The sequence below is a fragment of the Arthrobacter sp. ISL-65 genome (assembly GCF_018613795.1).
GTDB lineage: Bacteria > Actinomycetota > Actinomycetes > Actinomycetales > Micrococcaceae > Arthrobacter.
Map to the genome: position 1 here is coordinate 1 of NZ_JAGGPN010000059.1, position 11,343 is coordinate 11,343.

General features: G+C 66.6%; 10 protein-coding genes. 3 read left to right on the plus strand and 7 right to left on the minus strand.

Annotated features, from left to right (window positions below; translation table 11 throughout):
- Positions 1–288: 288 nt before the first annotated feature.
- Positions 289–1,146: an SDR family NAD(P)-dependent oxidoreductase gene (locus tag J7I85_RS22570; RefSeq protein WP_214857559.1), complete on the plus strand. Its 858-nt coding sequence runs from the start codon at positions 289–291 to the stop codon at positions 1,144–1,146.
- Positions 1,147–1,173: 27 nt separating this feature from the next.
- On the opposite strand, the gene J7I85_RS25355 is transcribed toward J7I85_RS22570, so the two are convergent.
- The 6 genes from J7I85_RS25355 to J7I85_RS22600 form a co-directional block, all read right to left on the minus strand.
- The gene (locus tag J7I85_RS25355) at positions 1,174–1,827 is read right to left on the minus strand and encodes a hypothetical protein (RefSeq protein WP_251024724.1); all 654 of its coding nucleotides are present in this window, start codon (positions 1,825–1,827) and stop codon (positions 1,174–1,176) included.
- 184 nt (positions 1,828–2,011) lie between these two features.
- Complete coding sequence (locus J7I85_RS22580; RefSeq protein ID WP_214857561.1) at positions 2,012–4,156, minus strand: bifunctional diguanylate cyclase/phosphodiesterase; 2,145 nt, start codon at positions 4,154–4,156, stop codon at positions 2,012–2,014.
- A 137-nt stretch (positions 4,157–4,293) separates the two neighbouring features.
- A complete protein-coding gene (locus J7I85_RS22585; protein ID WP_214857564.1) occupies positions 4,294–5,676 on the minus strand; it encodes a UDP-glucose/GDP-mannose dehydrogenase family protein in 1,383 nt (460 codons plus the stop codon).
- Positions 5,673–6,857 carry a glycosyltransferase family 1 protein gene (locus J7I85_RS22590; protein ID WP_308159622.1) on the minus strand — a complete coding sequence of 395 codons (1,185 nt, stop codon included), beginning with the start codon at positions 6,855–6,857 and terminating at the stop codon, positions 5,673–5,675. Before J7I85_RS22590 ends, J7I85_RS22585 begins: the two co-directional genes overlap by 4 nt.
- Before the next feature lie 80 nt (positions 6,858–6,937).
- A complete protein-coding gene (locus J7I85_RS22595; RefSeq protein ID WP_214857565.1) occupies positions 6,938–7,186 on the minus strand; it encodes a hypothetical protein in 249 nt (82 codons plus the stop codon).
- 37 nt (positions 7,187–7,223) lie between these two features.
- Entirely contained in the window at positions 7,224–8,660 is a 1,437-nt protein-coding gene (locus J7I85_RS22600; protein ID WP_214857567.1) for a flotillin family protein, read from the minus strand.
- Positions 8,661–9,005: 345 nt separating this feature from the next.
- Between J7I85_RS22600 and J7I85_RS22605 the strand changes: the two genes are divergently transcribed.
- Both J7I85_RS22605 and J7I85_RS22610 read left to right on the plus strand, forming a co-directional pair.
- On the plus strand, positions 9,006–9,215 hold the full coding sequence (locus tag J7I85_RS22605; RefSeq protein ID WP_214857569.1) for a DUF2945 domain-containing protein: 210 nt from the start codon (positions 9,006–9,008) through the stop codon (positions 9,213–9,215).
- A gap of 5 nt (positions 9,216–9,220) precedes the next feature.
- Positions 9,221–10,519 (plus strand): NAD(P)/FAD-dependent oxidoreductase, encoded by a 1,299-nt coding sequence (locus tag J7I85_RS22610; protein ID WP_214857571.1) that lies wholly within the window; start codon positions 9,221–9,223, stop codon positions 10,517–10,519.
- Positions 10,520–10,627: 108 nt separating this feature from the next.
- Here the strand turns inward: J7I85_RS22610 and J7I85_RS22615 are convergent, their stop codons facing one another.
- Entirely contained in the window at positions 10,628–11,269 is a 642-nt protein-coding gene (locus tag J7I85_RS22615; protein ID WP_214857573.1) for a DUF3618 domain-containing protein, read from the minus strand.
- Positions 11,270–11,343 lie beyond the last annotated feature (74 nt).

The window sequence follows — 11,343 nt, forward strand, 5'->3', positions numbered from 1 at the left end:
GGGCTCTCCCGCATTTAACCCATGTGTGATCCCTCCCGGCGGCCGGTTTCGACAGGCCCAACCAACGGACCTACCCCCAACCCTCCCTCAGCTCCTGCAACTCTTTCCCCAACCCTTCCTCAGCTCCTGTCGCTTTCCCCCCAACCCTTCCGTAATTCGGCTGGAAGGTGATGGAGCGCCGCGTCCCGGTACTCGGCCCTGTTGGGGAACATGTCCAGGCTGGGCGCCGTTGTAGGTGGGGAACCGTCTCATGGATCAGCGGGTCAACCCCCCAACAAAGGACACCTTATGCCCCAGCGCACCATCGTCATCACCGGCGCCAGCGACGGCATCGGGGCTGCAGCCGCGCGGAACCTGGCGCAGGCAGGCGAGCGGATCGTCGTCGTCGGGCGTTCGCCGGAGAAGACCGCAGCGGTGGGTTCGGAACTGGGCGTTGACTATTTCGTCTGCGACTTCGCGGAGCTGGCGCAGGTGCGCGACCTGGCCTCGGCGCTGCGGGAGAGGTACCCGCGGATCGATGTTTTGGTGAACAACGCCGGCGGGATCATGCGGGGCCACGAGCTGACAGCGGACGGCCATGAGAAGACTTTCCAGATCAACCACCTGGCGCCGTTCCTGCTCACGACCGAACTGCTGGATATTCTCACCGCCAGCCGTGCCACCGTCATCAATACCTCGAGTGCCGCCAACGGATTCGGGCGGCTGGATCTGACGGATCTCAACTCAGAGCGGAGCTACTCGACAAATCGCGCTTATGGCACCGCGAAACTCGCGAACATCCTGTTTACCGCCGAACTGCAGAACCGCTACGGGAAGGACGTCGGCATTGCGGTGGCCGCCTTCCACCCTGGCGTCGTGGCGACCAACTTCGCTGCGGAGTCCACGAGCTGGTTCCGCTATGCCTACAAGACCGTCCTAAACCGGTTCCTGCTCTCGGCCGAGCAGGGCGCTGACACGCTCGTCTGGCTCGCTACTTCCACGCCCGGACGGGACTGGTTGCCCGGAGCCTTTTACGTCAAGCGTGCGCTGGCGAAGGCCCACAAGCAGGCCTACGACGTCGGGCTGGCGAGGGACTTCTGGGACCGCAGCCTGGAGCTCGTCAGTGCAGACGAGCCTGCAGCCCCGTCCGAACTCGACAACGCCTGAGATGCGCTGGCCCCATAGGGGCGGGGTTCAGCCCTCGCAGCCTACGCCGTCGCTGTTGCTGTCCAGGCGGTAGATGTCCGAACCAGTGACAGTCACGGGCCCCTGAACGTAAGCAGGTCCGCTACCGTTGCCACCGGCGCAGTCCACGTCTGGGGCGATAGGCACGTAGGCGCCGGAGTAGTTCGGGTCGCAATTGGATGGCACCGGTGCAGCCGGAGCGGGCGGTGCAACGAGTGCCTGCTGAGCTGCCTGCTCTGCAGCAGCCTGGGCCGCCGCTGCCTCCTGCGCGGCCTCGGTTTCTGCTGCACGTTGGGCTGCCTGAGCTGCTGCGGCGGCGTCCGCGGTTTTCTTGGCTGCAGCCTGCTGCGCCGCGCGTTTTGCGGCGTTCTCGGCAGCCGAGTTGGCCCCCGCATCCTCCGTGCCGGTGAGGGTAACGGCTGCCTGGGACGTCTGCTCGTCTGCTGTGTCGCACGGCGTCAACGCAGGTGCACTAGGTGACGGTGTAGCCGAGGCCGCGGCGGCTTTGGCCGCAATCACACTGCTGCTGGCCGCCTGGCCATCTCCGCACGCTGTGACTGTCAGCAACAGAAGACTCAGTACAGCTAGCCCCCGGGCGCGCCGCCGCTTGATCGACACAGCGAGAACCGCCTCAGTGCGCCCCATCGGCAGGTTCGTAGTCATATTTCGCCCTAGATCCAACAACAGGTCTCCTGCCTAATCGTCAGTTCACCTGCTTGATGAAACCTTAAGGGCACAGCAAAAAGGTCCCCTCAGGAAGCGCCCTGAGGGAGGGTGTGGATCTAAGCGGCGAAAGGTGAGGGAGGGTTTCGGTTTAGGCGGCGAAAGCTGAGGGAGCGTTTTGAAATCAGCGGCGCAGGCGAAGGCCCTCAAGCGCCTGAAGCGCATCGGCTGAGCGGCTGATGGCCTGATCGAGGCCGGCCTCGGATTCAGGAACCGAGAACAGATAGCCCTGCAGCGCGTCGCACTGCAGGTCCGTCAGGAAGGCGGCCTGGGCGGAGGTTTCGATGCCCTCAGCGGTGACGCTGAGGCCGAGGCTGTGGGCCATGTTGATCATGGAGCTGAGGATCGGCAGCTTCTCCGCCCCGGTGCGGACCATGGAGACAAAGGACTGGTCGATCTTCACCGCATCCACCGGCAGGTCCTGAAGCCGGCCCAGTGAGGAGTAGCCGGTGCCGAAATCATCGAGCGCAACCCGCACGCCGGCGCTGCGCAGGCTCGCGAGCTGGCTGATCACGTGGTCGTCGGCGTCGAAAAAGACGCTCTCCGTCACCTCCAGCACCAGCTGCCTGGGATCCATGCCGTGGGATTCGGCCATGGCCAGCACATTGCCGGCGAAATCGCGGTCCCGCAGCTGTACGCCGGACACGTTGACCGCCAATGAACGCTCAGCGCCGCCGGAAAGCCAGGCGCCTAGCTGAATGAAACTTTCCCGCATCATTTGCAGGCCGATCGCCGAGATCAGTCCGCTGCGCTCCGCCGTCGGAATGAACTGCGACGGCGGGACATTCCTGCCGTCGCGCTCCCACCGGGCCAGGGCCTCGAACTGGATCACCGCTCCTAGCCGCGCCGAAACAACCGGCTGGTAGCTCACACGGATCTCGTCGTTATCGATGGCGAGCCGCAGCCCCGCCTCCATGTCCGTCCGCTGCACCAGGGCCGTCATCATCTCCGGCTTGAACCGCATGTACCGGTTCTTGCCGGCGGCTTTGGCCGCGTACATCGCCACGTCCGCGCGACGCAGGAGCTCCGACGCAGCCACCGCGTCCGCGCATAGCGACGCGATCCCCAGACTCAGGCTGGGCCGCAGCATGGACCCTTCGATCCACACCGGAACATTGAGCGACTGCACGATGCGTTCCGCGACTGACTCGGCATCCGCAGATCCGGTCAGGAGCACGACGAACTCGTCACCGCCCAGCCGGGCCACAGTGTCATCCGGCCGGACGCAGGCCCTGAGCCGGCGGGCCACCTCCACCAACATCTGGTCTCCGGCGGCGTGGCCCAGGATGTCGTTGACCTCCTTGAAGTCGTCCAGGTCCAGGAGGAGAACGTCGACGGCGGTACTACTGCGGCCGTGCAGTGCTTCGGACAGCTGGTCATGGAACAGCTTGCGGTTGGCCAGCCCGGTGAGCGGATCCTGGAACGCCATGGCTTTCAGCTGTTCGGCCAGATCCGCCATCGCTTGCCGGGCCTGTTCCTGGGCCCGGCGCCGCGGCGTGACATCCCGGAAGCTCCAGACCCTGCCCACCACCACGTTGCCCACCCGCTGCGGCCGTGAGTAACGTTCGAACGTGCGGCCGTCGAGGAACTCCAACGTGTCGTGGCTTTCGGCGGTCGGGTGCGCGTACAGTTCGTTGACCTTGTCCAGGAAGCTCTCCGGGTGCGAGAGGAGGCCAAGCACGAAATTAATCACGGCCGCGTCATCGCCCGCGGCCATGAGCTCACGGGGGATGCCCCACATCTTCGTGAACTGCTCGTTGATACCGGCGATCTTTCCGTCGACGCCCACCACCAGGATCCCGTCAGCCGTCGACTCCAGGGTGGCGCTGAGCAGCGACATCGCCTCCCGCAGCTCGGCGTCGGCCTCCTGCCGGTGAAACGTGGCACGGACCGAAGCGACCAGGGATGGGCCGCCGTCGGAATCCAGCAGCGAGCAGGCCACCTCGCCGTGGAACTCCGTGCCGTCGCTGCGCAGGCCGTAGGACTCGAAGGGGGTCTGCGGGGCCGAGCTGTCTCCGGACTCCCGGTCGCTGCGCAGGCTGGCGAAGAGGCGGTCGAAGCCGCTGCGGTAGCCCTCGGCGAGGAGCATTTGGTGATCCTGGCCCACGAGGTGAAGCCTGCCGTAGCCGAAGAGCCGTTCGGCGGCGGCGTTGACCTGGGTGATGACGCCGTCGCTGCCGACAACCAGAACGGCGTCCGGCAGAGAATCGAACAGGGCAGCGTAATCGCCGGCTGCAATCCCCTCAGGACGTGGGGAAGCCGCCGTCATGCGACCGTTGCGTGAGACCGCGAGAAACTCATTGAGCGTCGACCCCCTCAGCAAGATCGTACCCCTGATCGAGCTTGTCGAGATCGAGGTCCGGCGGAGGTCCTTGGTTTCGGCTAGCTCAAACAGCGGGCCCAGACTCAACCAGCGGAGACGTGCCCAACCACCGGCGCCGCCTGGGTGCCGAGGCCGCGCACCGTCCAGCCTTCGGCCTGCCAGGCCGCGGCGTCCAGCACGTTCCGTGCGTCCAGCACTGTCCGGCGTCGTACCAGCTGCCCGACGGCGTCCGGCGAGAGTTCGCGGTACTCGGCCCATTCGGTCAGCAGCAGCACCAGCTCGGCACCCTCAAGCGCCTTCGTGGCAGAGGCCTCAAACCGCAGTTGCGGGTAGCGCATCCATGAGTTGTTGATGGCCTTCGGGTCCGTCACCGTTACGTGCGCCCCGGCAGAGGCGAGCCGGAGCGCGACGTCGAGTGCGGGGGAGTCGCGGATGTCGTCCGTGTCCGGCTTGAACGCCGCGCCCAGCACGGTGACCGTCCGGCCGGCGATCATGCCCCCGCAGAGTTCCCGGGCAACCTCCGCGGTCCGGGCCCGCTGGCCGACGTTGATGGAGTCCACCACACCCATCCAGTCGTCCACGGACCGGACCTCCAGCGCCTGCGCCTGGGCCCGGAAACTGCGGATGTCCTTGGGCAGGCAGCCCCCGCCGAACCCCAGCCCGGCGTGCAGGTAGCGGTTGCCGATGCGCGGATCCATGCCCATCGCCTCGCTCAGTTCGGTGACGTCGGCACCGGCGGCGTCGCACAGTTCCGCCATCGCGTTGATGAAGCTGACCTTCGTGGCCAGGTAGGCGTTCGACGCCGACTTGATCAGTTCCGCCGTCGCGAAATTGCACACGAGCCGCGGGATGCCGGCGCGCAGCAGCGGCTCGTACGCCGCGTCCAGCACAGCGGTCACACCGCGGGCAGCTCCCTGTGTGCCGTCACTGCGGCGCCCGAACGCGCCCTCCTTGCCGCCGGGCACCCCGTACACCAGCCGGTCCGGCACCAGCGTGTCCTTCACAGCGGTGCCCTGCCGCAGGAACTCCGGATTCCAGCCCAGCAGCACGTCCGGCCGCGCGACGAGCATGCGCCCCAGCCGGTCAACGGTGCCCACGGACACGGTTGATTTACCGACGACGGCGGCACCCCGGCTCAGGTGCGGAAGGAGACTTTTGGTGGCGGAGACCAGGTAGCTGAGGTCGGCGCCGTCGGAGGTCTTGGACTGCGGTGTGCCCACGCAGAGGAAGTGCATCTGCGCCCCGGCGGCGTCGGCAAAGTCCGTGGAGAAGCTGAGGCGGCCGGTGGCGCGGCCGTCGCGCAGGAGCTCGTCGAGCCCCGGCTCGAAGAAGGGGGCCCGGCCGGCCGCCAGTTGCTCGACGCGTGCGGGGTCGACGTCAATTCCCACCACGGTGTGGCCCATGGAGGCGAGGGTGGCAGCATGGACGGCACCGAGGTAGCCGCAGCCGATCACGGAAATTTTCACAGGGTGGCTCCTTGGGTGCGGGTGGCCGTGGTTTGGACGGTCCGGGTTTCGGCGGGCTCAACCAGCGGGGTGCCGGCAATGGCCTCCTTGTAGTGCCGCACCAGCTCCGCGCACAGGGCCGGCCACGTCCGGCCCTGGACCGAGGCGTAAGCGGCCGCCGCGAACGCGCGGCGCTTGGCGTCGTCGCCCATCAGGTCCATCACGTGGCGGCGCAGGCCAGCCAAGTCACCGGGCTCATAGAGCCAGCCGGTGCGGGAATTCTCCACCAGATCCAGCGGGCCTCCGCGCCCCGTGGCCACCACCGGAACGCCCGATGCCATGGCCTCCTGGATGGTCTGGCAGAAAGTCTCGAACTCGCCCGGGTGGACGAACAGATCGAACGACGCCATGGCCCGGGCCAGCTCCTCGCCGCCGAGGAAGCCGGTGAACAGCGCGGTGGGAAGGACCTCCTCCAGCGCCCCCCGCTGCGGACCGTCGCCCACGATCACAAGGCGGGTGCCCGGAACGTCTGCCAGCGCGGCAAGATCCTCCACCTGCTTCTCCACGGCCAGCCGGCCGACGTAGCCGATGATCCGCTCGCCGCCAGGCGCCACGGAATCCCGCCAGCCGTCGTCGCGCTTTCCCGGCGCAAAACGCGCGGTATCCACACCGCGCCGCCACATGCCCACCCGCAGAATCCCTCGGCCGCGCAACTGGTTCAGCGCGAAAGTGGACGGCACCAGCGTCCGGGACGCCAGGAGATGAATGTTTTCCACCCGGTTCCAGGCCCAGTTCTCCAGGAACGGCACCCCATACCGGGCGGCGTAGCTGGGAACCTCGGTCTGGTAGATGGCCACCGTGGGGATCCCCAGCTGATGCGCGGCCTGCGCCGCCCGCCAGCCGAGCACGAACGGCGACGCCAGGTGGACCACGTCCGGTGCGTAGTCGGCAAGGATTCTCTTGACCCGGTACACACCTCCCGGCGCCACGCGCACGTTCGTGTAACCGGCCAGCGGAACGGAGGGCAGCCGGTGCACGAACGCGCCGTGCACAACGTCCAGAACATCAGCGTCCGACGTCGACGGCGCAATCACCAGCACCTCATCGCCCCGCTCCTGCAGATGCTCAAGCACCCGCAGGATGGAGTGCGTGACTCCGTTCATCAGCGGCAGGAATGATTCGGCAACGATAGCGATCCTCACACCTCAACGGTGTTCCCGCCGTCTAACCGTGCGGGGGAGCCGGCGTGACCGGGAAGCGAAGGTTGGGTTAACAGGCGGGGCTACCGTTCCCCATGGCGGAGAACGTCCGGCAGCTCATCCACGAAGACGGTCTGCGGCGGTTCGAAGTAGATGACCAGCACCTCGTCACCCACCGTAAAGACACTGACCTTGTCGAACGGGTAGGCGTGGAAGGCGCTGGTGCCGCCGCGGTAGGCGAGCATGACCTCGCCGACGGTTCCGGGGCCAATCTGTCCGCTCACCCTGCCGATCTTCCCGGTCAGGGTCCGGTCGACGTTCCTGCGCGCCATGTCCCTCGGCTTCCCTGGGCTTCCTTCGGCACTGTGCTTAGGCGCCGGGCTGCTTCGGCGGCTGCTTGGCGTGGTTCTGCCCGTTTTTCAGAGCACCTGAAAGCCGCGGCAGGAACGAGCCCGCCTGGGTGATGATTCCGCCGACCATGCTGTTGAGGCCGTCCGCGCCGTTCAGGACGGTGAGCTGGTCCACGTGTCCGAACGGCTCGGCCGCCGCCGCCACAATGGCCGGCATGTTCTCCGCCAGCTGCTGGGCAATGACGGCATCCTGGTTGCTCTCCAGCGCCTCGCCGCGGGCCTTGATGCCCTCCGCTTCGGCCAGCGCCTTGGCCTGGATGGCGGACGCCGCGGCATCGCCGCGCGCCTTGGTGGCCGCCGCCTCGGCTTCGCCTGTCACGCGGGTGGCTCCGGCCATGGCCGCGGCTGCACTCGCGCTGGCCTGCGCCTCCACTTCCACCCGTCGGGCATTGGCCTGGGCCTCGAGTTCCGTCCGCTTGGCACGGGCTTCGGCTGCGCTGATGTCAGCGGCCTTCTGCGCCTCCGCCTCGGTGCGCTGTGCGTAGGCCTTGGCGTCGGCGGGCTTGCGGATGGTGGTCTGCAGCTTCTGTTCCTCGCGGTCTGCCTCGAGCTTGGCCACCTCGGTTTCCTGGACCACCACCTGCTGCCGGGCGGTGGCGTCGGCCAATGGACCGGCCTGTGCCGCGTTGGCCCTTGCCCGTTCCGCGTTGGCCTGCGCCGCCGACTGTTTGATGGCGGACAGGCTCTGCGCATCGGCGACCTGTGCGGCGGCCTCGGCTTCCCGCTCCGCGGCCTCGCGGTTGCGGGTGGCCTCCGCGATGCGGGCCTCCATCTTGACCTGGGCGATGTGCGGCTTGGCTATGTTCTGGATGTACCCCGTCGGGTCCTGGAGGTCCTTGATCTGCAGGGAATCAACCACGAGTCCCAGCTTTTCCATTTCCACACCGCTCGCGCCGCGGACCTGGGACGCCAACTTGTCGCGCTCGCGGATAATTTCCTCCATGGTCATGCTGCCGATAATGGAACGCAGGTGGCCCTCGAAGACGTTGTACACCTGGCTTTCCATTTTCGGCTGCTGGCCAAGAAACCGTCGGGCGGCATTGGCAATAAACGCCGGGGCGTCCCCGATTTTGTAAATGACGACGCCCTCAACGATCACCTCGATACCCTGGGACGTGACGCAGGAGACCTTCAGCTCCGTCTCGTTCAGCGTGAGGGACAGCGTCCGGACGGTCTGCAGGCCCGGAACCACCAGTGCGCCCTTGCCGGTGACGATCTTGAAGTCCATCCCGTCGGTGCTTTCCAGGGTGCCGCGCGTCAACCCCGAAATTATGAGGGCCTCGTTTGGTTCGGCCACTTTCCACATGAGTCTGACGGCCAGCCAAATAACCAGAATGCCCAGAAGCACCGAGACAACAATGATGATCAGCGGAAGGATGGCTGCCAGGTTCTCCATGGCCGTGTCCTCTCAGTGCGAAGGCCGAATGAAGTTGGGCCGCCTTACTCGACCAAGGAATCCCGGCGGGTAGGGCGCGGACTTGCGGAACCGGCAACCCCACAAATGCGGCATGGCCAGCTGTAATAGACAGTCTGGTGGTGCGCCGGGGCATAGTCCAGCGATTCCGGCGGCCGCAGGAGAGCGAGCTCTCAGGCACACCCGATCGGCACCGGCTCTGGCCGGCCACTGCCGCCGGCTGTAGTGTCGGTCCTGATGGCCGACGCCGGTCCCAACGTTCCAGATCCAGCTCGCCAGAACCTGATCCACCAGATCTGGGCCCCGACCCCGACTCGAGGAGCACCCGTGGCACTGACCAAGGGCACCGAAGTGGAGTGGAACACTCCGCAGGGAAAGACCCACGGCAAGATCGTGGAAAAGAAAACCAGCGACTTCGAGCTCGACGGCCACAACCACCGGGCCAGCGACGACGAACCCCAGTATGTTGTGGAGTCCGCAAAGTCGGGGGCAAGAGCCGCGCACAAGGCGGGCGCCCTGACGGAAAAGAAGGGATAGTTCCCATGGCACCGGAATCAGGTCCTCCGCGTTCCAGCACACCGCCGGTTCCGCCGTCGTTCGGGAACCGTGCCGAGACCGGCGGTGCTTCGGTCCAAGCGAGCAACGGACGACGGCGGTACAACGTGCTGGTGATCGGCGGCGGGAACGCCGGGATATCGCTGGCCGCCCGGCTGCGGCGCTACGGTGTCCGCGACGTCGCGGTGGTTGAACCCAGCGGCAGGCACCTGTTCCAGCCGCTGTTCTCGCACATCGGCGGCGGTACCGCCGAGGCCGCCGAAGCCGTGCGCTCGCAGGAATCCGTCATGCCGAAGGGCGTGACCTGGATTCCGGACAGCGCGGTGGACATCAAACCGGAAACCAACAGTGTGGAACTGGCCTCCGGGATCCGGCTCAGCTACGGCCACGTGGTGGTCTGCCCGGGTTTGCAGCTTGACTGGCACAAGGTGCCGGGACTGGCCGAGGCCATGGAATCGCCCCATGCCTCCTCGAACTATGTGTATGAGCTGGCCCCGAAGACCTGGGCCCTGCTCAGCGGGCTGACCAGCGGAACGGCCGTGTTCACTATGCCCTCGGGGCCGGTAAAGTGCGGAGGTGCTTCGCAGAAGCCCATGTACCTTGCCTGCGACTACTGGCGCCAGCAGGGAGTGCTCGCCAACATCCGTGTGGTGATGGTGGTGCCGACCCCCACGGTCTACGGGGTGCCCGGCGTGGACGAGGAACTGAACCGCAAGATCGCCGAGTACGGCATTGAGCTGCGGTGCAACAGCGACGTGACCGCCGTGGACGCGGCTGCCCGCGGCCTGCAAATCCGCAACTCCGTCAGCGGCTCCAGCGAGAGCCTCGGTTACGACGTCCTGCACGCGGTGCCGCCGCAGTCGGCGCCTGACTGGCTCAAGTCCACGGCATTGCCGGCATCCGGTGACGACGGCGGCTTCGTGGAAGTGGATCCCGAGACGCTCCGTCACCCCCGGTACCCGAACGTCTGGTCCCTTGGCGACGCCGCTGGCACCAAAAACTCCAAGGCCGGCGCCGCGCTGCGGAAACAGACCACCGTGCTGGCGAAGAACCTTAAGGCGGTTATCAGAGGCGAGGACCCTAAGACCAAGTACAACGGCTACTCCGCTTGCCCCTTCACTGTGTCCCGGTCAACGGTCGTGTTCGCCGAGTTCGACGACGAGTACAAGCCGATGCCCTCGATCCCCAAAGTCGGCGTGGTGAAGGAGCGGCATTCCACCTGGATCCTCGAGCGCGACCTTTTCCCTGGGATCTATTGGAACCTGATCCTGAAGGGCCGGGCCTGAGCCCGCGCTACTGCCTGACCTCCGCCACCTAACCACAAACGAACGGCCGGGCCCGCGTAAAGCGGCCCGGCCGGCGTCGTACTTGGATTCTTTAGATTGACATCGCCGCTACGTGTTCTGGACGTGGTCCCTGGCGTCCGTGGCGGTGGTTTTGACGTCGGAGGCGGCGGTTTGGCCTTCTTCCTTGACGTGCTGGGCGGCGTCGGTGGCGGTGGCCTTGACGTTTTCCATGGCGTCCTGGGCGGGTTCCTTCAGGCCCTGGGCCATGTCCTTGGCGGCCTCGGTCAGCTGGCTGGTCATCGGTTCCGCGGCGGTCTTGAGCGCGTCGGCTGCTTCGCGTTCCTTCTGGCTGGGCGGGATCAGCGAGGAGACCAGCAGCCCGGCGCCGAAGGCGATCAGCCCGGCCGCGAGGGGGTTGCCCTGGGTTTTCGCGGCGACCTGGTGGGGTGCGTCGGCGATCGCTTCGCCGGCGCCGTGGAGGGCGTTCCCGGCGGCGTCGGTGGCCTGGTGGACCCCGCCGCTGGTGGTGTGTGCGGCGTGGTGGAGGCTGCCGGAGGTGTTGTGGGTGGCGTGTTCTGCGGTGCCCATGACTTTGTCCTTCACTCCGAAGACGGCGTCCTTCACCTTGCCGGTCTGGCGGTGGACGATGTTGGAGGGGGTGACCTTGTCGGCGACGGCGTCCACGTTGGTGCCGAGGCGGGTGCGGGTTGCTTCGATGTCGGCGCGGATGGCGTCCGGGTTCTCACTCATCGGTGGTCTCCGTTCGGTTTGAGGGTGGGCGGGATTTCCTTGGCTGTCTCCATGGTTTGGGGCATGCCTTTGAT

Coding starts and splice junctions, on each gene's coding strand:
- J7I85_RS22570 (WP_214857559.1), top strand. CDS start 289: ATGCCCCAGCGCACCATCGTCATCACCGGCGCCAGCGACGGCATCGGG.
- J7I85_RS25355 (WP_251024724.1), bottom strand. CDS start 1,827: ATGACTACGAACCTGCCGATGGGGCGCACTGAGGCGGTTCTCGCTGTG.
- J7I85_RS22580 (WP_214857561.1), bottom strand. CDS start 4,156: ATGACGGCGGCTTCCCCACGTCCTGAGGGGATTGCAGCCGGCGATTAC.
- J7I85_RS22595 (WP_214857565.1), bottom strand. CDS start 7,186: ATGGCGCGCAGGAACGTCGACCGGACCCTGACCGGGAAGATCGGCAGG.
- J7I85_RS22600 (WP_214857567.1), bottom strand. CDS start 8,660: ATGGAGAACCTGGCAGCCATCCTTCCGCTGATCATCATTGTTGTCTCG.
- J7I85_RS22610 (WP_214857571.1), top strand. CDS start 9,221: ATGGCACCGGAATCAGGTCCTCCGCGTTCCAGCACACCGCCGGTTCCG.
- J7I85_RS22615 (WP_214857573.1), bottom strand. CDS start 11,269: ATGAGTGAGAACCCGGACGCCATCCGCGCCGACATCGAAGCAACCCGC.